Annotated in this window: 20 protein-coding genes; 15 read left to right on the forward strand and 5 right to left on the reverse strand. The window is 46.2% G+C overall.

Translation table 11 applies throughout. The annotated features are described in order from the left end of the window. Window positions 1-26 precede the first annotated feature (26 nt). Entirely contained in the window at window positions 27-656 is a 630-nt protein-coding gene (locus tag R7093_RS21070; RefSeq protein WP_005382375.1) for a response regulator, read from the forward strand. Here R7093_RS21070 and R7093_RS21075 read toward each other — a convergent pair. Further along, on the reverse strand, window positions 653-2,404 hold the full coding sequence (locus tag R7093_RS21075; protein ID WP_005382374.1) for a potassium/proton antiporter: 1,752 nt from the start codon (window positions 2,402-2,404) through the stop codon (window positions 653-655). The two genes, R7093_RS21070 and R7093_RS21075, sit on opposite strands and share 4 nt — an antisense overlap. Window positions 2,405-2,924: 520 nt before the next feature. Here R7093_RS21075 and R7093_RS21080 point away from each other — a divergent pair. The 5 genes from R7093_RS21080 to R7093_RS21100 all read left to right on the forward strand — a co-directional run bounded on the left by R7093_RS21080 (window position 2,925) and on the right by R7093_RS21100 (window position 7,499). Next, window positions 2,925-3,188, forward strand: coding sequence for a DUF4212 domain-containing protein (locus R7093_RS21080; protein ID WP_005382373.1), 264 nt, complete (start codon window positions 2,925-2,927; stop codon window positions 3,186-3,188). Between the two features lie 12 nt (window positions 3,189-3,200). Next, window positions 3,201-4,928 carry a sodium:solute symporter family protein gene (locus tag R7093_RS21085; RefSeq protein WP_005382372.1) on the forward strand — a complete coding sequence of 576 codons (1,728 nt, stop codon included), beginning with the start codon at window positions 3,201-3,203 and terminating at the stop codon, window positions 4,926-4,928. A 108-nt stretch (window positions 4,929-5,036) separates the two neighbouring features. Continuing rightward, the gene (locus R7093_RS21090) at window positions 5,037-5,519 is read left to right on the forward strand and encodes a hypothetical protein (RefSeq protein ID WP_005382371.1); all 483 of its coding nucleotides are present in this window, start codon (window positions 5,037-5,039) and stop codon (window positions 5,517-5,519) included. Window positions 5,520-5,718: 199 nt separating this feature from the next. Continuing rightward, entirely contained in the window at window positions 5,719-6,096 is a 378-nt protein-coding gene (locus R7093_RS21095; RefSeq protein WP_005382370.1) for a hypothetical protein, read from the forward strand. A 17-nt stretch (window positions 6,097-6,113) separates the two neighbouring features. After that, window positions 6,114-7,499, forward strand: coding sequence for a class II fumarate hydratase (locus R7093_RS21100; protein WP_005382369.1), 1,386 nt, complete (start codon window positions 6,114-6,116; stop codon window positions 7,497-7,499). A gap of 91 nt (window positions 7,500-7,590) precedes the next feature. Here R7093_RS21100 and R7093_RS21105 read toward each other — a convergent pair whose 3' ends face one another. Both R7093_RS21105 and R7093_RS21110 read right to left on the reverse strand, forming a co-directional pair. Next, on the reverse strand, window positions 7,591-11,022 hold the full coding sequence (locus tag R7093_RS21105) for a PAS-domain containing protein (RefSeq protein WP_047104277.1): 3,432 nt from the start codon (window positions 11,020-11,022) through the stop codon (window positions 7,591-7,593). A gap of 134 nt (window positions 11,023-11,156) precedes the next feature. Beyond that, window positions 11,157-12,344, reverse strand: coding sequence for a 3-phenylpropionate MFS transporter (locus tag R7093_RS21110; protein WP_005382367.1), 1,188 nt, complete (start codon window positions 12,342-12,344; stop codon window positions 11,157-11,159). Window positions 12,345-12,577: 233 nt separating this feature from the next. Between R7093_RS21110 and R7093_RS21115 the strand changes: the two genes are divergently transcribed. The 9 genes from R7093_RS21115 to fis all read left to right on the forward strand — a co-directional run bounded on the left by R7093_RS21115 (window position 12,578) and on the right by fis (window position 22,372). Further along, window positions 12,578-14,404, forward strand: a complete 1,827-nt coding sequence (locus R7093_RS21115; protein ID WP_005382365.1) for a DUF294 nucleotidyltransferase-like domain-containing protein — start codon at window positions 12,578-12,580, stop codon at window positions 14,402-14,404. A gap of 33 nt (window positions 14,405-14,437) precedes the next feature. Further along, window positions 14,438-15,067, forward strand: a complete 630-nt coding sequence (locus R7093_RS21120) for a 3'-5' exonuclease (RefSeq protein ID WP_005382363.1) — start codon at window positions 14,438-14,440, stop codon at window positions 15,065-15,067. A 237-nt stretch (window positions 15,068-15,304) separates the two neighbouring features. Continuing rightward, on the forward strand, window positions 15,305-17,257 hold the full coding sequence (acs, locus tag R7093_RS21125) for an acetate--CoA ligase (protein WP_005386359.1): 1,953 nt from the start codon (window positions 15,305-15,307) through the stop codon (window positions 17,255-17,257). 303 nt (window positions 17,258-17,560) lie between these two features. Then, window positions 17,561-18,010, forward strand: a complete 450-nt coding sequence (gene aroQ, locus R7093_RS21130) for a type II 3-dehydroquinate dehydratase (protein ID WP_005382360.1) — start codon at window positions 17,561-17,563, stop codon at window positions 18,008-18,010. Between the two features lie 61 nt (window positions 18,011-18,071). Next, complete coding sequence (accB, locus tag R7093_RS21135) at window positions 18,072-18,533, forward strand: acetyl-CoA carboxylase biotin carboxyl carrier protein (RefSeq protein WP_005386355.1); 462 nt, start codon at window positions 18,072-18,074, stop codon at window positions 18,531-18,533. A gap of 14 nt (window positions 18,534-18,547) precedes the next feature. Continuing rightward, window positions 18,548-19,891, forward strand: a complete 1,344-nt coding sequence (gene accC, locus R7093_RS21140) for an acetyl-CoA carboxylase biotin carboxylase subunit (RefSeq protein ID WP_005382509.1) — start codon at window positions 18,548-18,550, stop codon at window positions 19,889-19,891. A 165-nt stretch (window positions 19,892-20,056) separates the two neighbouring features. Then, window positions 20,057-20,944: a 50S ribosomal protein L11 methyltransferase gene (prmA, locus tag R7093_RS21145; RefSeq protein ID WP_005382507.1), complete on the forward strand. Its 888-nt coding sequence runs from the start codon at window positions 20,057-20,059 to the stop codon at window positions 20,942-20,944. 139 nt (window positions 20,945-21,083) lie between these two features. Further along, on the forward strand, window positions 21,084-22,052 hold the full coding sequence (gene dusB / locus R7093_RS21150) for a tRNA dihydrouridine synthase DusB (RefSeq protein WP_318146792.1): 969 nt from the start codon (window positions 21,084-21,086) through the stop codon (window positions 22,050-22,052). Between the two features lie 23 nt (window positions 22,053-22,075). Continuing rightward, window positions 22,076-22,372: a DNA-binding transcriptional regulator Fis gene (gene fis / locus R7093_RS21155; protein WP_000462885.1), complete on the forward strand. Its 297-nt coding sequence runs from the start codon at window positions 22,076-22,078 to the stop codon at window positions 22,370-22,372. Between the two features lie 74 nt (window positions 22,373-22,446). Here fis and R7093_RS21160 read toward each other — a convergent pair whose 3' ends face one another. Further along, window positions 22,447-23,604 (reverse strand): MFS transporter, encoded by a 1,158-nt coding sequence (locus R7093_RS21160; protein ID WP_047104280.1) that lies wholly within the window; start codon window positions 23,602-23,604, stop codon window positions 22,447-22,449. Further along, window positions 23,601-25,172 carry an ABC-F family ATP-binding cassette domain-containing protein gene (locus R7093_RS21165; protein WP_047104282.1) on the reverse strand — a complete coding sequence of 524 codons (1,572 nt, stop codon included), beginning with the start codon at window positions 25,170-25,172 and terminating at the stop codon, window positions 23,601-23,603. Before R7093_RS21165 ends, R7093_RS21160 begins: the two co-directional genes overlap by 4 nt. Window positions 25,173-26,044: the final 872 nt, after the last annotated feature.

Raw genomic sequence — 26,044 nt, forward strand, 5'->3', positions numbered from 1 at the left:
CGAAATAGTCAAAAGTGTTTAACGTCATGGATTCGACCTACACCATCATTATTGCAGATGATCACCCACTCTTCCGGAATGCCTTGTTTCAATCTATCCACATGGCTATTAGTGGTGCAAATTTGCTGGAAGCGGACTCACTCGACGCACTTCTGGCTTTGTTGGAGCGAGAGGAAGAGCCAGATTTAGTGCTATTGGATCTCAAAATGCCAGGAGCAAATGGTATGTCTGGCTTGATTCATTTGCGAGCAGAGCATCCAGATTTACCTATCGTCGTCGTTTCAGCGAGTGAAGAGCCGGCGATCGTGACGCAGGTGAAAAGCCATGGTGCATTTGGTTTTATTCCCAAGTCCAGCGACATGCGCGAATTAGTGAACGCGCTCAATCAAGTGCTGAATGGCGACCCATACTTCCCTGAAGGGTTGATCACCAATAACGCGGCATGTAATGACTTAGCGGAAAAGATTGCTGCGCTAACACCGCAGCAATATAAAGTGTTGGGAATGTTGTCCGATGGCTTGCTGAACAAGCAAATCGCTTACGAATTGAATGTTTCAGAAGCCACCATAAAAGCGCACATGACAGCGATTTTCCGTAAGCTCGGTGTAAAGAACCGCACGCAAGCCGTGATTATGCTGACGGAAATGAGCGACTAGATTGACGTCTTATCGTCAGACTTACTTTTTTCGTTTGGCAATCGGATACCGACTTTAGTGACCTGCTGATCAACAACATCAGCGACGATCCAATGCAAACCTTGCCACTCGAAATGGTCTCCCAATACTGGCGTGCTACCTAATTGCTCTTCGACAAGGTTTCTCAAACTTTTATCCAGCGGTTCATCCCCCAGATTCAAACCATACATCACGGCAATATCGGCAAGCTTCACTTCAATATCGAGGAAGAAGTCACCGAAGAATCGCGCTAGCGACGCTTTCTCTGGGGCTTCACTAAACAGTAAGCTCAGTGCATCTAAATCCTTTTCTTGTGCTAATACACACAAGGTATCATCTTCCTCAAGACGCGTACTGCCGGATGGGTGCAATAGCTCTTTACTGCGAAATACAGCGGCGATACGCGTTCCTTCCGGCATCGAAAGACTACGTAATGGCTCACCAATGCACCATTTATCTGCTTTAAGTCTATAGATAAACAGCTCCCACTCACTGGTCGGGTAAATCTCTACACCCGTACGCGAAATTGGCTCAGGCTTCGAAGGTAGCTCGACCTTTGCAAGAGACATCGCCTTAGTCAACGTGCCCCCTTGTACTATCAAAGACACCATTACTACAAAGAATGCCAAATTGAAGTACAGTTGAGCATCTGGCAACCCTGCCATCATCGGAAATACCGCGAGGATGATAGGTACAGCACCACGCAGTCCTACCCAAGAGACAAACCACTTTTCACGTGGCGTGAAACTCTTGAATGGCAGTAAACCAATCCAAACTGAGATTGGTCGGGCAAACAAAATCATCCCGAAAGCAAGCGCAAGACCTGGCAACGCAATAGAGAGTAAATTGGATGGTGTAACCAACAAACCAAGCACCAAGAACATACCAATTTGAGCTAGCCACGTCATACCATCTAAAACATGAAGAATAGAGTGGCGGCTGCGTGTTGGACGGTTACCTAATAAAAGACCAACAAGGTAAATCGACAAAATACCACTGCCACCCAAAGTGTTAGATAAAGCGAAAATAAGCAAGCCACCACTGACCGTTAAAATAGAATACAGCCCATCTGGTAATTGATTACGATTGATAACTTTCCATAAGATCCAGCCACCAGCGAAGCCAAGTAACGCGCCGATACCAAACTGCTTAAGAAAACTGAACGCCAAAAAGCCCGCACTTAAATCTGCGCCAGGGTTCGCTAAAATAGCAATCAGAGTTACGGTCAGAAACACCGCCATAGGGTCATTGGTGCCGGATTCAATTTCCAGCGTTGAACCAACACGTTCGTTCAGGCTACGACCTTTGAGTAGAGAGAAGACCGCGGCAGCATCGGTGGAACCAACAATCGCACCAACCAATATGCCTTGCAATAAATCTAAGTCGAATAACCACGTTGCCATCAGCCCGGTTAAAATGGTGGTGATCGCAACGCCAAATGTCGCCAAAGAGACCGAGGGCCATAACGCAACCCTAAAGCTGGCGACCCGCGTTCTCATCCCACCATCAAGCAAAATGATGGCTAATGCGAGGTTACTAACCAAATAAGCGATCGAAAAGTTATCGAATAAAATGCCGCCTAAGCCGTCTTCCCCCGCTAGCATTCCAACGGCTAAAAATACCAAAAGAATTGGGATTCCCAACTTAGAAGACACTGGGCTTAAAAGAACGCTAAGTGCGATTAACAACGCACCTATTAGAAAAAAACTGTTAATGGTGTCTGCGTCCATTCTCACCCTCCCTTAATGAAAAACGATAATAATTGTGATGAGCAAGGCTACTTCGTTAATGAGGTAATGCCCTAATCTGCCTCCCCTTTACACCGTCTCAAAATGCGAGGTTGTACGAGAATGACTCAGTTATATTACTTTATTGTGCGTTAAAACGGTGATTTGATGCGAAAACTTTATGTAAATAAATTACTTGTGAGCTTTCTTATCTACGCCTTCTCTCTTTAAGAGCCACAAGATCACCACCAATACTTACACAGCATCTCCAAGTTCAATGAAGAAAAGATTAATGGCCCGTCTTAATCATGCCTGTTTATCCAATCAACCTTTAGACCTTTGGCTAACTTAACAGTTTATTAACATAACGTTTTACCCCTTTGTTCGCTGCAAAAGCCCATAATATGGGGATTCTTCATTTTTAACACCCCGACTAAAGTTGAAAAGAGTTATTGCCAACACCTTGCTAATGTACATATTGAAACATTTCATTAACAACAATACCAATCGTAAGGAGACGGCAATGGCATTTGAAAGCGAAGAAAGAGCCAAAGCCTATTGGGACAAAAACGTGAAGCTCATGATCGGCCTAATGGTCATCTGGTTCGTCGTGTCTTTCGGCTGCGGCATTTTATTTGTCGACGTACTAAATCAATTTCAACTAGGCGGTTACAAACTCGGTTTCTGGTTTGCTCAACAAGGCTCCATCTATGCGTTCCTAGGAATTATTTTCTATTACGCATGGAAGATGCGCCAAATTGACCGTGAATTCGGCGTGGACGAATAAGGAGTCACTCAGATGGATTTGAAAACTATTACCTACCTGGTCGTTGGCGCCACGTTCATCCTGTACATCGGGATTGCTATTTGGGCTCGCGCCGGATCAACCAAAGAGTTTTATGTTGCTGGTGGCGGTGTAAACCCGATTGCAAACGGTATGGCAACCGCAGCCGATTGGATGTCCGCAGCGTCGTTTATCTCAATGGCAGGCTTAATTGCCTTCATGGGCTATGGCGGCTCAGTATTTCTAATGGGTTGGACTGGTGGCTACGTTCTGCTTGCGCTGTTGCTAGCGCCTTACCTACGCAAATTTGGTAAGTTTACGGTGCCAGAGTTTGTTGGTGAACGCTTTTACTCCAACACAGCACGTATCGTAGCGGTTGTTTGTCTTATCATCGCATCAGTGACTTATGTTATCGGTCAGATGAAAGGCGTAGGTGTTGCGTTTGGTCGCTTCTTAGAAGTGGATTACTCCACCGGCCTATTAATTGGTATGTGTATCGTTTTCATGTACGCGGTTCTTGGCGGCATGAAAGGCATCACTTACACGCAGATTGCTCAATATTGCGTACTCATTCTTGCTTACACTATCCCTGCAATCTTTATCTCTCTGCAACTCACTGGTAACCCAATCCCACAAATTGGTCTGGGGAGTACCATGGCTGGTACCGATGTCTATCTACTCGATCGGCTTGACCAAGTGGTGACCGAACTCGGATTCAGTGAATACACGACCCAAGTACGTGGCGACACACTTAATATGTTTGTCTACACCATGTCACTGATGATTGGTACTGCCGGTCTACCACACGTAATTATCCGTTTCTTTACCGTGCCGAAGGTTCGCGACGCACGTACATCAGCAGGCTGGGCTCTGATCTTCATCGCAATCCTTTACACTACTGCACCAGCGGTATCAGCGATGGCTCGCCTCAACCTAATGAATACGGTAAATCCAGCTCCGGGTCAGCACCTAGCGTATGACGAGCGTCCTGCGTGGTTCAAAAACTGGGAAACAACTGGACTACTCGGTTTTGACGATAAAAATGGCGATGGCAATATCCAATACACTTCAGATGCGTCCACCAACGAACTGCGCGTTGATAACGACATCATGGTATTGGCTAACCCAGAGATCGCTAAACTACCAAACTGGGTGATTGCACTTGTGGCAGCAGGTGGTCTTGCAGCTGCACTATCTACCGCAGCAGGTTTACTACTCGCCATTTCTTCAGCTATTTCCCATGACTTAATCAAAGGGGTTATCAATCCGAACATATCCGAGAAAAAAGAGCTACTTGCTAGTCGAATATCAATGGCAGTAGCGATAGCAGCCGCAGGCTATCTCGGTTTAAATCCGCCTGGATTTGCCGCAGGTACGGTAGCACTCGCCTTTGGTCTTGCCGCTTCATCCATCTTCCCTGCATTGATGATGGGCATCTTCAGCAAGAGCATCAACAAAGAAGGCGCAATCGCCGGTATGATTGCGGGTATCAGTATTACGCTGTTCTACGTATTCCAACACAAAGGCATTCTTTTCGTTGCTGATTGGAAATATCTAGAAAGTTGGGGAACAAACTGGTTCCTGGGTATTGAGCCAAACGCGTTTGGTGCTATTGGCGCACTATTTAACTTCATCGTCGCATTCGCTGTCTCCAAAGTAACAGCAGAAACGCCACAAGAAGTAAAAGACCTAGTCGAACACGTTCGCGTGCCAGTAGGTGCTGGTAGTGCAGTGGATCACTAAAAACTAATCAAAACCACAAAAGCCCCGTTTGGAACCAGCCGTCCGGGGCTTTTTTATTCTCACTTTTCAGTTACCATATTCGCAGTATGTCGTTGCAAGGAAGCCAAGATGTTCAAAAACAAGCACTTTATTCTCGCTCTACTGATTGCGCCAGTTCTCTCTTTGATCGCTTACTTCGGTACCGATATGGCCCTCAGCGAGAAGCCCCACGCGGCGCAAGAAGGGGAAACTTACAAACTCGCGAGTAAGTCTAATTGTCGTTACACCAGTGGTCTGTGTGATATGGAAAATGGCGATTTTAAAGTGAAATTTCGCTCGGAAAAACTCACTAAAAATAACTTAGAATTGTCACTCAACGCCGCTTACCCACTCGAAGGTGTTAAAGTTTCTATTGTGAGTGACAAAGAGAAAAACGCTCAACCGATTGATATGAAGCCCGCCGATCAAGCAGGCCAAAGCTGGTACATCACCTTACCAAAGCCTGCATCTGCAGAAAGCTGGTTAAGAGTCGTCATTCAATCAGGCGGCACACTGTATTATGGTGAAACGCAAACCGCATTTGTGAAGTACGAAACCTTATTTACTGAATAACGGCGACAAGCTAATTCACCGGTATTCAAACGACAGCGACTTAGTTTCACTCAGCATAAATGAATTCCTACTCAGCCGACGCCTTTGCGTCGGCTTTTGTTTCCGTAAGTCTTTCTTCAACAACCTCTTACTCTAAAAAGGGTTGCCAACCCACAACTTAATTGATAATAATTATCATTACATTTAATGAGAGGTGGTTATGGACAACAAACGGGACATCTTTAACGCATTTTTTAAAGCCCAAGATAGATTCCTTCTCGCCGCACCACATGGCTTTGAGCCAGACGTGATTCATGACTATATTCATTGGGGAATGGTGTTGTCTTCTTGTTATGAACACGATGCCGATGAAGAAAATCTATTGTTGTGTGAGCTGTTTTTACGTCAGGTTTATTTCCATTTACTAGACGCAATTCAAGACTCAACTCGCAGTCGTATCTTCCGTCGTGTCTGTCTCGATTCTATCCATACGCCATTATTTTGCCTCAAACGCTATTACTACCAGTTTGAACAAGGCGACGTGAAATTTCTCGCACTACAACAACAATTACGCCTGATTCAAATCTCACTCGATTAACCAAAAGGATCCCTACCATGAGCACCGAATTCCGCATAGAAACTGACAGTATGGGCGAAGTAACGGTCCCTGCAGATGCTCTCTACCAAGCCCAGACTCAACGCGCCGTCGATAACTTCTCATTCAGTCAACATAAAATGCCATCTGGTTTTATCAAAGCGTTAGCACACATCAAGCAGACTGCGGCACTCACCAACGCACAGCTAGGGCTGCTTGAGGGAGATATTGCCAACGCGATTGCTGACGCAGCTCAAGCAATTATCGAAGGCAATCATATTGAGCAATTCCCAATTGACGTGTTCCAAACGGGATCTGGCACTAGCTCAAATATGAATGCGAATGAAGTAATTGCAACACTGGCCTCCCAGCATCTAGGCGGCACTGTCAGCCCTAATGATCACGTCAACATGGGACAAAGCAGCAACGATGTGGTACCGACGGCCATTCAAGTTAGCGCAGCATTAGCCATTGAAAAACAGCTCTTCCCGGCCCTGTCACACCTAAGCCAAACACTAGAGTCTAAGCAACAAGCATTGAAAGATGTTGTAAAAACCGGTCGCACCCACTTAATGGACGCGATGCCAATTACCTTTGCTCAAGAACTTGGCGGTTGGCAGTTCCAAATCGAGCACGCAAAACAAGCGATTGAACAAGCACTTCCTGCTGTAAAAGCCTTAGCCCAAGGTGGTACGGCGGTTGGAACGGGGATCAATGCCGATCCACGCTTTGCAGACTTATTCGCTAGCAACCTAACCCAGTCAACTCGTATTCAGTTCACGGCCAGTGATAACTTCTTTTTCAATTTAAGCAGTCAAGATGCGATCGTCGCTCTGTCGGGACAGCTCAAAACAGCAGCAGTTGCGATCATGAAGATCGCAAATGATCTTCGTTGGATGAATTCAGGCCCATTAGCTGGTTTAGGTGAGATTGAATTACAAGGCTTGCAACCGGGTTCTTCCATCATGCCTGGCAAAGTAAATCCTGTGATCCCAGAAGCCGCAGCTATGGCATCAGCGCAAGTCATTGGTAATGACACCACCATTACCGTCGCAGGCCAAACGGGCAACTTCCAGCTTAACGTCATGCTGCCAGTTATTGCTCATAACGTATTGGAGAGCATCGAGTTACTCTCTAACAGCGCAACCGCTTTAGCTGACAAAGCCATTGCGACGTTTGAAGTTCGCCAAGATAACTTGGATGTAGCACTCGCCAAAAACCCTATTTTGGTCACGGCTCTCAACCCTGTCATTGGTTACCTAAAAGCGGCAGAAGTCGCGAAAAAAGCCTACAAACAGGGACGCGCGATTATTGATGTCGCGGAAGAAGAAACTGATTTGGATAGAGCCACACTAGAGCGATTGCTTAATCCAGCCAAACTGACTCAAGGCGGCGTCGCAGAATAAGCGGCAAACTCAGCCTATCAACTAAGATTACAAACATCGAGACCTCCATTCGGAGGTCTCTTTTTATAGCGATTTTTCAAACACTCCAATCCTAAGCGACTCGATTGAGCACCGAACGCAGCTTAAGCGGCTTAACTGGCTTAGCAATAAAGCTGAACCCATTTGCTTTGATGCCATCAAGCATATCATCGGTACGATCTGCACTGATGATGACGCCTTCAAAGCTGTGGCCTAATCTCAGGCGGCATTGCTGTAGCACTTCTAAACCAGTACGACCATCATCAAGTCGGTAATCGGAGAAAATTACATCCGGAATCCAACCATCCTCAAGCGCTTGTAGACTTTCAACTAAATCAATCGCAACTCGTGTATCGCAGCCCCATCGGGAAAGTAAGTTTTCCATGCCGACTAGAATGTCAGGCTCATTATCGACACATAGGATTCTCAGATGACCAAGTTCAGATTGCTTACTCATTGCCACGTGAACTGGATGAGGCTGAACATGATCAGCTTTATCTAGGGTGATGGAAAAAACACTGCCTTTTCCAACCCAAGAGCGCATCGAAATTTCATGCCCAAGTACCTGAGCAATTCCTTTCGAAATCGCCAAACCAAGTCCGAGACCTTGGTCGGAACGAACTTGAGTTCCGCGATTAAACTCTTCAAAAATCTCTTGCTGCTTCTCTTCTTCAATCCCCACTCCATTATCCCATACATCAATACGCACTCGCCCTTTCACGCGGCGAACACCGAGTGCGACTTTGCCATTCGGGTTATAACGAAACGCATTGGTCAGGAAGTTTTGCACCACACGGCGCAGCAGTTTGGGATCCGACTTAACCATGAGTGAGGACGGAATCATGGTGAACTCTATACCTTGCTGTTTGGCTAACGCACTAAACTCAGCATTCAAATTCGATAACACATCATTTAACGCAAAGCCATGCACGTTGACTTCCAACTTGCCCGATTCCAAACGCGAGATATCCAGCAAATCTCCAATTAAGTCTTCGGCAGCCTCTAAAGCACTTTCAATGTGTGCTGACAGCTTTTTGGCTTCGCTGTCTTTGGCGACTTCCGATAGTGAAGATGCGAATAGACGCGCCGCGTTGAGCGGTTGCATCAAGTCATGGCTTACTGCCGCCAAGAACCGTGATTTGGACTTCGATTCCAAATCCGAGCGCTGCGTCGCTTCCACCAGCTGCTTGTTAAGTTGTTCTAATTCTCGAGTCCGCAGACGTACCCTTTCTTCCAATGTCTCGTTGGCGTCTTTCAGTGCTTGCTCTGCATCACGGAATACGGTGATGTCGGTAAAGCTCATCACAAAGCCACCACCTGGCATTGGGTTACCTTGCACCTCTATCACGCGACCATCGGGACGAACCCGAGAAGAGGTGTGCCGAGTCCCTTGCTCAAGGTGATAAACACGGCGACGGACGTGGTCATCAGGGTCACCAGGGCCACACAACCCCTGCTCTGCATTGTGCCGAATCACATCCGCAATCGGTCGACCTACTTGAATCAAGCCTGGCGGAAATTCAAAGAGTTCTAAATAGCGTTGGTTCCACGCTACCAAGCGTAGTTGCTTATCGACGACCGCAATACCTTGCCCAATATGCTCAATCGCGCCTTGGAGTAAACCCCGACTAAAATCGTACAGTTCAGAGGCTTCATCGACGATAGTCGCCACCTCTTCAAGCTGCATGTTTCTTCCTTGCAGAGCAGAAGTAAGCACTAACTTAGCAGAAGATGCACCAAATACCCCTGCCAGCACACGCTCCGTATGCCGAATCAGAGAAGATGGCGCTTGCTGATTCGGCATTAACTCTTCTCGTTGCTGGCTCCAGTAGGCTTGAAACGCCGCTTTAACTCGCGTTCGTCCTACAAATCTGGACGCTAGCATTTCCAGTTCCGCAACCGTAACGCGGCTCTGGTACAGGCTCATATTTTCGCTTTCAGGCAGCGGTGTACCAACGAATGATGCCGATTGTAAGCGCTCACTTAGGCTTGGTCGGGTAGCCATAGAAACCACAACAAAACACACTGCATTAGCGACCACGCTGAGGATCATCCCCCAATCTGAAATCGCGATATCAAAGCTAGCCAATACCTCTGGTGGCGTAATCAACCAGATCAGGAAGTTATTACTGGCGTCTCCGGCAAGCATGTCTGTTTGGCTCATTAACGTAATCAACCAGGTAGCAAAACCCACCGCGAGGCCAACATACACACCTTTCTTATTCCCTTGACGCCAATACATACCGCCAACCAGCGCAGGAGCGAATTGCGTGATAGCCGCGAACGAGAGAAAGCCGATAGCAGAAAGTGAATGAATGGTGTCCAACGCTTGATAGAAACACCACGCGCCAATCAACAAAACTAAAATCAAACCACGGCGGATCCGCAGTAATAATTCAGAAAAATGGTGATGGTTACGCTGCGTCAGTCGCATGCGACGCAATAGCAATGGCATAACCAAGTCATTCGAGACCATGATCGCTAAGGCAATCGTCGATACGATAACCATGCCACTTGCCGCTGAAGTACCGCCTAGAAACGCAAGCAAGGCGATTTCACTCGCCCCTACCGACATCGGCACACTGATGACATAAGTATCAGGCGAAGCGCCACTCAAGAGACCTTGCCCTACCCACGCAATAGGTAAAACAAAAATCCCCATTAAGATCAGATAAATGGGGAACAACCAACGAGCCACATGCAAATCTTGAGCACGTTCATTTTCCACCACCATCGTATGGAATTGTCGCGGAAGGCAAACGATCGCCAGCATCGTGAGTACAGTATGAATCAATATAGTCGGGATATTTGGTGACTGATACGTCTGTTCGGCAACATCAAGTAAGCTCAAATTCTCGGTGTTCATCGCCAACCAAACAATGAAGACACCAACCACTAAAAAAGCCAGCAGTTTGATAATGGATTCGAAGGCAATTGCCATCATCATCCCACGATGGTGTTCCGTGTTATCAATGTGGCGGGTACCGAATAGCATCGTAAAAATCGCCAATGCGACCACAACAAACCACGACACGCTATCGTTTTGATAACCAAAATCAGTAGCCAGCTCTGGTGCAATGATTTCAAGCCCCATAGTGATACCACGCAGCTGTAAAGCGATGTACGGCAAAATTCCCGCAACCGCTATGAGCGTAACAACCACGGCCAAACCTTGGGATTTACCGTAGCGTGCTCCGATAAAGTCAGCAATCGACGTGATGTGTTCCCGTTTAGCAATCAAAATAAGCCGAGCTAAAACGCGCCATCCGATGGTAAACACTAAAATGGGGGCGATATAGATGGGCAAGAAAGACCAAGGATTACTGCTGGCTTGCCCGACCGTGCCGTAGAAGGTCCACGATGTACAGTACACCGCAATGGAAAGGCTATAAATCCAAGGCCGCCAGCGCGCTAGCCACCTTTTCTGAATGTCGCCGTACCACGCGATGATAAATAAAGCTCCCAAATACGCTAAAGAAACGGGAACCACCAGCCATCCTTGCATCCGATATCCTTTCTTGCCTTTCTTGCTACTTTTAAAGCAAGAGAATAAAAAAACCTCTCCATGAGGGAGAGGTTTATTTAACACTGCTTTGATAAAGGAGACAAAGCTTAGTTTTTAACCTTTGTTACATAAGTCTAATTCTGAGTTTCAAGTGGCTTGTCTGATACATCAACCACCTGATGTGGGTCTTGCGAATCAAGCTTGATGAACAGAGCCAATAACCCCATCGCGGCCATGCCCCAGAACACAAGCGGTCCCCAGTGCTCATAACCCCAACCACTCAATACGGTCATTAACGCGATAAATGCGCCCAACGGAATCGCGTTATACAACGCTTGCAACGCTACGATCTTATTTTCTTCGGAGTTTTGGATATATTGGATCGCGGCAATGTGTGCGGTAGCGAAAGTCACACCATGTAGTAGTTGAACAATCACCAAAGCAATAATCGATGTTGTCGACGCCGTAATACCCCAACGCATCATTACACCAACGGCAGCAGCAATAAACAGCGCGCGTATTGACCAACCTACGAATAAGCGCTTACTCAGTGCAAACACTGCCACTTCTGCGGCCACTCCTAAGCTCCACAAGTAGCCAATGACATCTTCCGAGTGACCAGCGGCCTTCCAGTGAATCGCACTAAAGCCGTAGTAAGCCGCATGACTGCCCTGAATTAGTGACACCAACACTAAGAATTTTAGTATCGGTTTGTCAGTCAAAAGAGCGGTCAGCTTTGGACGTTCTGCGCTTTGCCCACCATGCGTTACAGGCATTGGGTTAGTCGGTCGCATAGCAAACAGCAACGAGATAAACACGCCGAACATCGCAGTGTACAAGATCATATCGGAGCCAAATTCAGCCACCAGGTAGCCCACTGCCGTCGAGCCTGCGATAAAGGCGATCGAACCCCATAGCCGCGTGCGGCCATAATCGAGCATTTTCAGGCGAGCGTAGTAATTTGCCATCGCGTCCGACAACGGAATAATCGGTCCACAACAAAGATTGAACAACACTGTCGCTAGTGCCATTAACCAAAAGCTACCACCCGTAAAAAAGTGAAATCCAACAAAAAGGAGGGCAGCGAAACTCAACCAACGTAAAGCAGGCATAAGATGTTCGACTTTGTGTACTCGTGGGGTGATCACGATATTGGCAACACAACGTGTCGCAAGGCCTAACCCGACCAGCAAACCGATATCTGTCGAAGATACGCCCTGATCCTTAAACCAAAGTGACCAAAATGGCAGATACACGCCATACGCAAAGAAGAATCCGAGAAAGTACTGGGAAATCCAGCCATACGGAGAAGGTTTCAACATTACTAATATCCTAAAACGGGAACACCAACGTTCGAGCCGGGAATTATGGATCGCCATGCGTATTATAAAAAGGGAAGAATAAGAAACTTATCGTTTCCTCGATGGAATACTAACTTTGCGACATTTGGCATCTTCAAACGAAAACATCGTAATTTAGACCAAAGTCGTCTGGCTTCCGGTAAGAAATTTGTCAGACTTAGAGAGTGTTCCTTCCATCATTATTGGGTGTTCTCATGCCTGACAAATTTAACATGCAATCTCCACCGTTCGATCGCTTAACTGAAGCACAACAATCGCGACTGCGATCGTCTCTGGACGTCGCCTACTATCGAGCTCGAGATGTTATTTTATCCTGCGGACAGAAGAACCCCCACTTACATATTCTGATCAAAGGCGCGGTAGAAGAGCGCTCCAACGATCAACAGGAAGTGTTCGCACATTATGCCAACGACGATATGTTCGATGTACGCTCGTTACTTGAAGACAAGGTACGTCATCACTACATCGCGCTTGAGGACACGCTCTCTTACCTACTGCCGAAAGAAGTTTTCCTTGCCCTTTACAACGAAAATGGCCAGTTTGCAGCCTATTTCGATAACAATTTATCGAAACGGCAAGAGCTCATCGAAGCGGCCCATCAACAGCAAAACTTAGCGGAGTTTATTCTCACTAAAGTTGACCGCAGCATTTATCACCCACCGATGATCCTTGAACCAAATACACCAATTAACGAGGTAACACGTTCCTTAAAAGAAAATGGGATTGACGCTGCATTGGTTCAACTCCATGGCGATGATCCACGATTGGAAAAATGGCCATCAGCCCACCCGTACGCAATAGTGACTCGTACTAATATGCTGCATTCTGTGATGATAGATGGTTGCGCGCTCGACACACCAGTGGGTGAGATCGCGAGCTTTCCTGTTTATCACGTTGATGATGGTGACTTTCTATTCAACGCCATGATCACAATGACCAGAAATAGAATGAAACGCCTCATGGTATGTGAAGGCAACCGAGCCGTCGGCATGCTGGATATGACCCAAATTCTCAGCGCGTTCTCAACCCACTCTCACGTGTTAACGCTCAGTATTGCTCGAGCAAGCAGCGTGGAAGAGCTCGCTTTGGCCTCAAACCGCCAACGTCAATTGGTCGAGAGCTTATTGAAAAACGGCATCCGCACTCGCTTCATCATGGAGCTTATCTCAGCCGTAAACGAACAAATTATCGAGAAAGCGTTCGAGTTAGTGATACCACCAGCCTTGCACGACCATTGTTGCTTGATCGTACTCGGCTCTGAAGGCCGAGGAGAGCAAATTCTCAAAACCGATCAAGACAATGCCCTGATTATTCAAGATGGTTTGGAATGGCCTCATTGCGAACAAGTGATGCAATCCTTCACACACACCCTACAACAGCTCGGTTATCCACTTTGCCCTGGTAAAGTGATGGTTAACAACCCGAAATGGGTCAAAACACAGCAAGAATGGATAAGTACCCTAAACCACTGGATAGCTAAAGCCGAACCAGAACAAATCATGGACTTAGCTATTTTCAGTGACGCCCATGCTGTTGCTGGGAATTGCGAGCTGCTGGCTCCAATTGCGGCGCATCTTCGTGACACAATGAAAGATCGCATGTTGATATTGTCTGACTTTACTCGCCCTGCCTTGCAGTTTTCGGTGCCCCTAACTCTATTTGGCAACGTAAAAAGTGCTAAAGACGGATTGGACATTAAACGCGGCGGTATTTTCCCAATTGTACACGGCATTCGCACCTTGTCTTTGGAATATGCCATTGAGGAGAAGAACACGTTTGAGCGCATTGAAGCTCTGAGAAATAAGCGCATCTTAGAATCCGAAACGGCAGATAATCTCAACGAAGCACTGAAATTGTTCTTTAAACTTCGCCTTAATCAGCAACTCAAAAAGCAAGAAGCGTTGAATAACATTGATATTAAACAACTGGATAGAACTGAGCGTGATTTGCTTCGCCACAGCTTACATGTGGTGAAGAAATTTAAGCAATTTTTAGGCTTCCATTATCAAATTCGTGATTAACCCTGATTTTCATAAATCACAGAGGCGTAAGCAATGAACTGGTTACAACGCAAATACTGGCATTACAAATTGAAAGGCTCGCCTTATCAGTCGCTGTTTTGCACGCCAGATAAAACAGAATACGTCTCTCTTGACTGCGAAACCACCAGCCTTGACCCAAATCGCGCCGAGCTGGTGACTATTGCAGCCACCAAGATCATCGACAACCGCATCATCACCAGTCAACCATTTGAAGTCCGCTTACGCGCGCCGCAATCGCTCGACTCTGGCTCGGTCAAGATCCATCGAATTCGCCACCAAGACTTAGTCGATGGCATCAGTGAAAAAGAGGCGCTGCTCGAGCTGCTCGACTTTATCGGCAACCGACCACTTGTGGGCTATCACATTCGTTACGATAAAAAGATCTTAGACCTTGCTTGTCTGAGGCAACTTGGCTTCCCACTTCCTAACCCACTCATCGAGGTCAGTCAGATTTATCACGATAAGTTGGAACGACATTTGCCGAATGCCTATTTCGACTTAAGTCTGGATGCCATTTGTAAACACCTCGAACTTCCTATCCAAGACAAACACGACGCCTTGCAAGACGCGATTTCTGCCGCTTTGGTCTTTGTCCGCTTAACGAAAGGCGATTTACCCAACCTAACCGCACCGTATACATAAAAATCAGTTGACCTAGCTCCCAGAAATACTTTTGTTTCAGCGATTTCCCGGCGCTTCTATCACTCTCATCCTAAAGTCTAATTGTGGAAATACGCGCGGTGACTGACAGTTATAAGCACAACGTCGTCATTACCACGACCAAGTTATTTAGAACCAAAAAACAGCCCTACAAAAATATATTCAAAATCTTATCTAGATTGGTGTAAGGCCGAGAAATAAGGCACAAGGAGAGAAGCCATGAGCGAAGCCCACGTTTATCCGGTAAAAGAAAATATTAAAACTCATACACACGCGGATAATGATACTTACTTAGCCATGTATCAGCAGTCGGTAACCGATCCAGAGGGCTTCTGGAACGAACACGGCAAAATCGTTGATTGGATCAAACCTTTCACCAAAGTAAAAAGCACTTCTTTCGACACTGGCCATGTTGATATTCGCTGGTTTGAAGATGGCACACTGAACGTCTCGGCTAACTGTATTGACCGTCATCTTGCAGAACACGGGGATGACGTCGCCATCATTTGGGAAGGCGATGATCCAGCCGACGACAAAACACTCACTTTCAACGAACTGCACAAAGAAGTGTGTAAATTCTCCAACGCATTGAAAGAGCAAGGCGTACGCAAGGGCGACGTGGTGTGTCTATACATGCCAATGGTGCCAGAAGCTGCAGTGGCTATGCTCGCTTGTACCCGTATTGGTGCGGTTCACACCGTAGTATTTGGCGGTTTCTCACCAGAAGCGCTATCCGGCCGTATCATCGACTCTGACGCTAAAGTCGTGATCACCGCAGACGAAGGCGTACGTGGCGGACGCGCTGTTCCACTGAAAAAGAACGTGGATGAAGCACTAACCAACCCAGACGTAAAAACCATCAATAAAGTCGTCGTGCTTAAACGTACAGGTGGTGATGTTGAATGGCATGAACACCGTGATGTTTGGTGGCACGAAGCAACAGCCAACGTTTCTGACGTTTGCCCACCAGAAGAGATGAAAGCCGAAGACCCGCTGTTCATCCTCTACACATCTGGCTCGACAGGTAAACCTAAAGGCGTACTACATACTACAGGCGGTTACCTCGTCTACGCGGCAATGACCTTTAAATATGTCTTCGATTATCAACCAGGAGAAACCTTCTGGTGTACCGCGGATGTGGGCTGGATTACAGGCCATACTTACCTAATTTATGGTCCACTAGCGAACGGGGCCAAAACCATTCTGTTTGAAGGTGTTCCAAACTACCCAAGCACGGCTCGTATGAGTGAAGTGGTTGATAAGCACCAAGTGAACATTCTCTACACTGCGCCAACCGCTATTCGTGCACTAATGGCAAAAGGTAACGAAGCGGTAGCAGGGACATCTCGTTCAAGCTTACGTGTGATGGGTTCAGTAGGTGAGCCTATCAACCCTGAAGCGTGGGAGTGGTACTACAAAACGATTGGTAACGAGAGCTCGCCTATCGTTGATACTTGGTGGCAAACAGAGACCGGCGGTATCTTAATTGCACCACTACCAGGCGCAACAGATTTAAAACCAGGCTCAGCAACTCGACCATTCTTCGGAGTCCAACCTGCACTGGTTGATAACATGGGCAACATCATTGAAGAAACCGCAGCAGAAGGTAACTTGGTGATCCTTGATTCATGGCCAGGTCAGATGCGTACTGTTTATGGCGACCACGAGCGCTTTGAACAGACCTACTTCTCAACCTTTAAGGGAATGTACTTTACTAGTGATGGGGCTCGTCGTGACGAAGACGGTTACTACTGGATCACGGGCCGTGTTGATGACGTACTAAACGTGTCGGGTCACCGCATGGGTACCGCTGAAATAGAATCGGCTCTTGTCGCACATCATAAAATTGCTGAGGCCGCTATTGTGGGCATTCCGCATGATATCAAAGGCCAAGCTATCTACGCTTACATTACCTTGAACGATGGTGAATTCCCGTCAGCAGAGCTACACAAAGAAGTGAAAGATTGGGTGCGTAAAGAAATTGGTCCAATTGCAACACCAGATGTACTGCACTGGACGGATTCCTTACCGAAGACTCGTTCTGGTAAGATCATGCGTCGAATCCTGCGTAAAATTGCAACGGGTGATACTAGCAACCTCGGAGACACATCAACGCTTGCCGATCCGAGCGTTGTAGATAAACTTATCGCAGAGAAAGCAGAATTGGCATAAATTCAACCAACTGTTTTAAAAGCACTTTAAAAACCGCCATCACTCATGGCGGTTTTTTGCTTTAGTGCACAAATTGGCCACACAAAAAATATGGCAATTATGTTGTTTTTGTTAACTTGGTTACAGAAACGAGAGTGGCTATTAGGAGATTAGACCAGTAAATTGCTGCTAATTGCTATGAATTAGCTATAATCTTGGTCGATTTTTTAAAATTTGCTCGGTTTTAACAAAAAAATCGTGCTGAACTATCGTATATTTGGGAATATAAACGTTCCACTCACGATAAGGGAAGATAGCAACACAATGTCTGCAAAGTCACGGATTCTTGTTCTAAACGGACCAAATCTTAATCTATTGGGTCTGCGCGAACCGACACACTATGGTCACAGTACCTTAGCTCAAGTTGTGGATACTCTTACAGAGCAAGCCCATAACGCTGGGGTAGAACTGGAACACCTACAATCAAATCGTGAGTACGAACTGATTGAAGCCATTCACGCTGCCTATGGCAAGATTGACTTCATCATCATCAATCCAGCGGCTTTCACTCATACTAGTGTGGCGCTGCGAGATGCATTACTTGGCGTCGCCATCCCATTTATTGAGGTGCACTTATCAAATGTGCACGCACGTGAACCATTCCGTCATCACTCTTACCTGTCAGATAAAGCAGAGGGTGTGATTTGCGGTTTAGGCGCACAAGGTTATGAATTTGCTCTGTCTGCAGCGATCAATAAGCTACAGGCAAAGTAACCCTAACACTCTGCAACCCTACGAGGGTTGTCTTAATCACAAGATAAAAGAGAAAGAAAAGATGGATATTCGTAAAATCAAGAAGCTAATTGAGTTAGTTGAAGAGTCTGGCATTGCTGAGCTAGAGATCTCTGAAGGTGAAGAGTCAGTGCGCATCAGCCGTCATGGCACTGCTGCCCCTCAAGCACCAATTCACTACGCAGCAGCTCCAGCGGCGGCACCTGCTCCAGTAGCAGCGGCACCAGTAGCGGAAGCGCCAGCAGCAGAAGCTCCAGCAGCAACACCTGCAGGTCACCAAGTTCTTTCTCCAATGGTTGGTACTTTCTACCGCTCTCCAAGCCCAGACTCTAAAGCATTCGTAGAAGTGGGTCAGAAAGTAAATGCTGGCGATACTCTATGTATTGTTGAAGCAATGAAAATGATGAACCAAATCGAAGCGGACAAATCTGGCGTTGTTACAGCAATCCTAGCTGAAGACGGCCAACCAGTTGAATTCGACCAACCTCTTGTTGTAATCGAATAAGCGGGGCTTGCCTTATGCTAGACAAAGTAGTCATCGCGAACCGAGGTGAAATTGCACTTCGTATTCTTCGCGCTTGTAAAGAATTAGGTATTAAGACCGTCGCTGTTCACTCGACAGCTGACCGCGATCTTAAGCACGTACTGCTCGCAGACGAAACCGTATGTATCGGCCCTGCTCGTGGTATCGACAGCTACCTAAACATTCCACGCATCATTTCTGCAGCAGAAGTGACTGGTGCTGTTGCTATCCACCCAGGTTACGGCTTCCTGTCTGAGAACGCAGACTTCGCAGAGCAAGTTGAGCGCAGTGGTTTCATCTTCGTTGGTCCAAAGGCAGACACTATCCGCCTAATGGGCGATAAAGTATCTGCTATCAATGCAATGAAGAAAGCAGGCGTTCCTTGTGTACCGGGTTCTGACGGCCCTCTAGACAATGACGAAGAGAAAAACAAAGCATTTGCTAAGCGCATTGGTTACCCAGTAATCATCAAAGCATCTGGCGGCGGCGGCGGTCGTGGTATGCGTGTTGTTCGAGCAGAGAAAGACCTTATCCAAGCCATTGCAATGACACGTGCTGAAGCAAAAGCGGCGTTCAACAATGACATGGTTTACATGGAGAAATTCCTAGAAAACCCTCGTCACGTTGAAGTTCAGGTTATTGCTGACGGTCAAGGCGGCGCAATCCACCTTGGTGAGCGTGACTGTTCAATGCAACGCCGTCACCAAAAAGTAGTGGAAGAAGCTCCAGCACCTGGTATCACCGAAGAAATGCGTAAGTACATCGGTGAACGCTGTACTCGTGCATGTATCGAGATCGGTTACCGCGGCGCAGGTACGTTTGAATTCCTATACGAGAACGGTGAGTTCTACTTCATCGAAATGAACACTCGTATTCAGGTAGAGCACCCAGTAACAGAGATGGTTACTGGCATCGACCTAATCAAAGAACAGCTTCGTGTTGCAGCGGGTCAGCCTCTGTCATTCACTCAAGATGATATTAAGATCCGTGGCCATGCGATTGAGTGTCGTATCAACGCAGAAGACCCTGAGCGCTTCCTACCATCTCCGGGTAAGATCGAGCGTTTCCACGCTCCTGGCGGTATGGGTGTACGTTGGGAATCTCATATCTACACAGGCTACACAGTACCACCTCATTACGATTCAATGATTGGTAAACTGATCACTTACGGTGAGAACCGTGATGTAGCGATTGCACGTATGAAAAACGCACTGGGTGAGATGATCATCGAAGGCATCAAAACTAACGTGCCACTGCAATTCTCCATTATGAATGACGAAAACTTCCAACACGGTGGTGCAAACATCCACTACCTAGAGAAGAAGCTTGGCTTACAATAAGCCTAAGCAAACGTCTTAAAAAATGCCCACTCCCGTGGGCATTTTTGTTTTATATGTACGCAAAGGGCTCAACATATAAATCGGCTTATTTGGGTATATACTCAAACAAATCGTAGAGTTCTGGTAAACTCTGCGCCACTTCATTCACTTTAAGAGCAAAAACCAATGCCTTGGATTCAAATCAAACTCAACGCGACCAATGAAAACGCTGAGCAAATCGGCGATATGCTAATGGAAGAGACTGGCGCGCTGTCTGTTACATTCTTAGACGCGCAGGATACACCTGTATTCGAACCTCTACCTGGCGAAACTCGCTTATGGGGCGATACTGATATTCTGGCACTGTATGATGCAGAAGCAGACACTAACTTCATCATCGACCAAATTAAAGCGAGCAATATGCTGGCTGACAATTTTGCTTACAAAGTAGAACAGCTTGAAGATAAAGACTGGGAACGCGAATGGATGGAAAACTTCCACCCAATGAAATTTGGTGAACGCCTATGGATTTGCCCAAGCTGGCGCGACATTCCAGATCCTGACGCTGTTAATGTTATGTTGGATCCAGGCCTTGCATTCGGTACGGGTACTCACCCTACAACAGCACTTTGTCTTGAGTGGCTAGAAAGCATGGACTTAAGCGGTAAGACCGTTATCGACTTCGGTTGTGGCTCAGGTATTCTTGCGATCGCAGCGATCAAACTGGGCGCTGAAAAAGTGATAGGGATCGACATTGATCCTCAAGCCCTGCTTGCTTCAAAAGACAATGCTGAGCGTAATGGCGTTGCAGACAAACTAGAAGTTTACTTACCGCAAAATCAACCAGAAGGTCTCGTCGCTGACGTCGTTGTGGCCAACATCCTTGCGGGACCTTTACGTGAACTTGCACCTATCATCAAAGGACTAGTTAAGCCAAATGGCGACCTCGCTATGTCCGGCGTATTAGACACTCAAGCTGAAGATGTTGCGAACTATTACCGTGACGAGCTTCACATTGACCCGATTGTTGAGCAAAGTGAATGGTGTCGCATCTCTGGTCGTAAGCAAGGCTAGACAAGGTTTTCAGAGCTAATTGTTTGAAATTCATACAATTTACAAAAACAATTTGTAAATGCTCAAATATTAGTCTTTTCACGCAGTGAAAAAATGCGTAAAATGCGCGCCCTTGCTGGTACAGAACTGTGATGACGTTTTGAAAATCGGAAACTATCAACTTAAGAACAATCTAATCGTAGCCCCTATGGCTGGTGTAACGGATAGACCGTTTCGCGAGTTGTGTCTTCGCTATGGTGCGGGAATGGCCGTCAGTGAAATGATGTCTGCTAACCCAAAACTATGGGGAACGTCAAAGTCGAAACAGCGCATGGTACACGAGGGCGAATCGGGCATTCGCTCTGTACAGATTGCGGGTTCCGATCCACAGCTTATGGCGGACGCAGCTCAATTCAGTGTTGAGAACGGTGCACAAATCATCGACATCAACATGGGCTGCCCGGCAAAAAAAGTGAATAAGAAGCTAGCGGGCTCTGCTCTGCTTCAATACCCAAACATTATCGAAGAGATTTTGAAAGCGGTCGTGAATGCAGTGGACGTTCCTGTAACGTTAAAGACTCGAACTGGCTGGGATACAGACAACAAGAACTGTGTCCAGATCGCTAAGTTAGCCGAAAACTGCGGCATACAAGCTCTTGCTCTGCATGGCAGAACGAAAGCATGTATGTACAAAGGTGAGGCCGAATATGACAGCATTAAAGCGGTAAAAGAGGCGATTTCAATTCCGGTTATCGCGAACGGTGATATCGATAGCCCGGAGAAAGCCAAATTTGTACTGGAGTACACCGGTGCGGACGCTTTAATGATTGGACGCCCTGCCCAGGGTCGTCCTTGGGTTTTCCAGGAAATCCATCACTATTTGGAAAACGGCACCACAATGGAGGAACTTCCAACTGAGGAAGTGAAAACCATTATGCTTGGTCATGTAAATGCTCTGCATGAGTTTTATGGGGAGTTCTTAGGTCCACGTATCGCGCGTAAGCACGTTGGGTGGTACCTGAAAGAGCATGAACAGGCAAGTGAGTTTCGCCGTACCTTCAACGCTATCGACGCAGCTCCGCTGCAAATTGAGGCGTTAGAAGGTTATTTTGATAACGTTGCATCATAATTAAGAGAAGAGCTAGACCGAATATGTTCGAACAAAATCTGACTTCAGAAGCATTAACAGTAACTACAGTAACGTCACAAGACCAGATTACTCAGAAGCCTTTACGTGACTCTGTTAAAGCGTCTCTTAAAAACTACCTTGCTCAACTAAACGGCCAGGAAGTAACAGAACTATACGAATTAGTTCTAGCTGAAGTTGAACAGCCACTATTAGATACTATCATGCAGTACACTCGCGGTAACCAAACTCGCGCAGCAACTATGATGGGTATCAACCGCGGTACTCTTCGCAAGAAACTTAAGAAATACGGCATGAACTAAGACCGGCTTTCAAAAAGTATTTGGAACAAGCCGTTACCTTTTTAGGTAACGGCTTTTCTTTATCTACTAAAACACTACGAATAACGCTCACTTTGTTCAGCATTACCAACTGGCTTTAATATAACTACCGCTGAGCCAAACAATAACAAAGCCACGACAGCGACCCATTCACTACCTACAGAATAAGCAAAGCCCGCCAAGGCAGACCAAATCGCGACACCAAAGTGCATCATACTCATTCCAGAAGACATCAGCACACCTCGATGTTCATCAGATAAGCTTGCTATATGTGCTTGTAACGCCGGAGAGCCTACCCCTCCAGCAAGAGACCAGAGCACTAGAGCTGGAAGATAAGCGGTCACCGTACTCATCTCATTTGAGAACACCCATGCACTGCAAGGTATGCACACCATTAAAGCCACTCGCATAACGGCTCGAGAGCTACCAAGCCAACGGCAAGCTCTCCCCACGCACATATTTCCAACCACACTAACGATCCCTAGAGCAGCATAAATAGCGCCCACCCAACCGAGCGCCAACTCGCTGGTATCTCGAATATGGAGGCCTATCAGGTTAAATACACCAATACCTCCCCCTAGGCCTAAACACATCGCTAGAATCGCTCTCAACGCGCCTGGAAGATGAATGACGTCTGCGATAGGTGGCAGAGTATCTGACTTCTTGGACTCATTATGCTTGTTGTTCATGAACACTACGCTCATGGCACTGACAAGAAGAGCCGCAACGCCCAAAATAATAAAAGCGGCACGCCATGATAAAAGCTGGGTCAACAATGCTCCGATCGCCGGGCTGGTTATCATACCTAGCGTTAATCCCGCCTGAACCATCACAATTTGACGCATCGCTCTATTACCCTTCGCGTCTCCCGCTAACGCGAATGCAATTGGCAACATGCCTGCACTTGCAATACCAGTGATCACTCGAGTTGCAATAGCAAGTTCAAAATCATGAACTATGCCCGTCGTAATAGACGCAACCCCAAATACAAAGCAAGCAGGCACCATGATTCGAATACGCCCAACTCGGTCTGATAAACGGCCCAAGTAAGGAGCGAAAATTGCTATGGCTAAACTATATGCCGTAATAAATAAGGTCACCTGACTCGGTTGAACACTTAAATCATTTCCGATAGGTTCAAGAATAGATCCAAGCATCAACTCATCAGCACCAACAAGAAAAGCAACGAGAAATAGGATCATGGACTGCATCATAGCTCCACCTCCTGTTCTGTTTTCGATTCAGCACAAGTGAGCAACGAAATATCTAAAACTCTATCAGGCCAAGATTGCAAAAATGCCTTCTCATGAGATACCACAATCACGCTACCGGAAAAGCGCTGGAGAGCCTCTTTAAGCGCATTTTTGCTGCTGCTATCCAAATGTATTGTTGGTTCGTCCAACAGCAAAACATTGCACTTCTGAACCGATAAACAACACAGTTTCACCCGAGTTTGCTCACCACCGCTCAATGTATCTAAGTGGCGCTGCGTCTTATCCCCCGTAATCCCAAAGCGAGCTAATAGCTTGCGTGACTCTTTGCTTGAGATTGTTGGCGCACAAGAGCACAGCTCCTGTTCAGGCGTGTTCTGAGGATGGCGCCAAGACAAATCTTGAGAAAAATAACCAATTATTGCACCTTTTGCCAATACCACCTCACCAGAGAGTGGCTCGATCTCCCCCATCAGGGTTTTAAGTAAGGTCGACTTACCCACGCCGTTAAAGCCAGCAACAACCAACTTTTCCCCGCGCGCTAACGTGATATCAAACACTGGAAGCAGAGGCTGCTGATAACCGATCATCAACGCTTTTGCGTCAATCACATTCGGTTGCCCAATGGGCTGGTAAGCAAAGTCAAACATCGATACTTTCTCTACATTATTCAGTTGAATACGTTCGATTTTATCCAGTTTTTTCTTACGCCCTTTAGCAAGACTCGCGTTAACTCCAGCGCCATTTTTGGCAATAAATTGCTCTAACTTTCGAATTTCATTTTGCTGAGCCTTATATTGCTTTTCTATCAAAGCACCATCGTGATGCTTTTGCTGCATTGCTTTGACATAAGTGCCGCTGTATTTTCGAACCGTTTGATAATCAATATCACAAATACTGGTCGCTACTTGATTAAGGAAATCAACATCATGAGAAACCAGTAAAACGGTGCCAATGTAATCATTGAGAAACGTGACTAGCCATTCAATGTGCGGAGCATCAAGATAGTTTGTCGGCTCATCAAGAATTAACACATCGGGGTTGCGAAGTAACAACCTGCCTAAAAGGACTTTGTGTCTTTGACCGCCACTTAGCGAGACAAGCGGTGTATCTAAGCCAAATTGATAAATGCCAAGACCTACAGCAACTTGTTCAATTTTGGTATTAATTGCATAGAAGTTTTCATCTTCTAAATATGCCTGTAGCCGAGCGACTTGGCTTAAAAGAGATGTAGAGTGAGACTCGGTCATCGCATGATACAAAGTCCAAAGCTTTTGCTCTGCAGCGTATAAACTCTCAAAAGAGCCCTTTAAACACTCATGAACTGTCAGCACATTATCGATCTTAAAATGTTGTTCTAAATACCCTACCTCAAGGCTTGGTAACCATTCAATGCGGCCCTTATCTGCAGATAATTCACCGAAAAGCAGTTTCAATAAGGTGCTTTTTCCAACACCATTCGCTCCGGTGATACCTACTTTCTCTCCCACGTTAATACGAAAGGTCACGTTGTTGTATAATGTCTTATCGGCTATCTGATAAGACAAATTTTTAACTTGTAAAATACTCATGTTTTCAACCAAATAAAAAAGGGCCGGTGATCAATACCGGCCCTTATTTCAATACTGGGAAATGCTTTGTAGCTGCTTAACAGATACAAAAAGGCCGATGATGAAATATCACCGGCCATCTCTTCTCTTTTATCAGGTGTACAAGCACTTGCGTATAACTTCAGCGAAGCTACCCACACATAAAACACCTGATGAAGATTAATTTAAGACTCCGAGCAACACTTCATCGCGTTTTTTGCACGGAGTTCAGCCTTCTTACAAAGCTTTTAAACAAGAGATATAACATGATTTACTGTCGAAAAAATATTCGATGTGAAGCGTACACCTTTAGAATAAAAAGTACCAGATAATTATTAAAAACTATCGTGACTTAGACGAAGATCCACTGAAAGAAGACCTTTCCTCAGTCAATGTGCTAGGTGAACGACTTACTCAGCAAACACAGCTATGAAAGCACCTATACCGCTCACGTTATACGTACGTAGTGGTGGCTTTGAAGGTTGGAGAGGGTTAGAGGGAAGAAGTAGCGAATATACTTTAAGACACTGGCTTAAATAGATCGACAAAACAAAATCCATGTTTGGAAAGTTTTAAATGCGCTGAGTTTATATTAATAAGCGCCTATGGCTAAATCAAAACATCTAAAGCAGAGAAATCTCCCCCGAAAATAACATAACCTATTGAATAAATTTTCCAGGTAATAATAAAGGAAGCTTTGGTAAGTTAAGCACAGGGGCTCAAAACTAGCGCTCGAGACTGCAGAAACCACACAAAACTGCGTTCCACTTCACTCATAACAGGGCTTAGAAAGCATCGCCAGAGGGAAGCCGGCCTCTCGATGCAAGGTTTCAATATGAAAGTGGGTTTAAGGT

The organism is Vibrio sp. 1580, assembly GCF_033340055.1.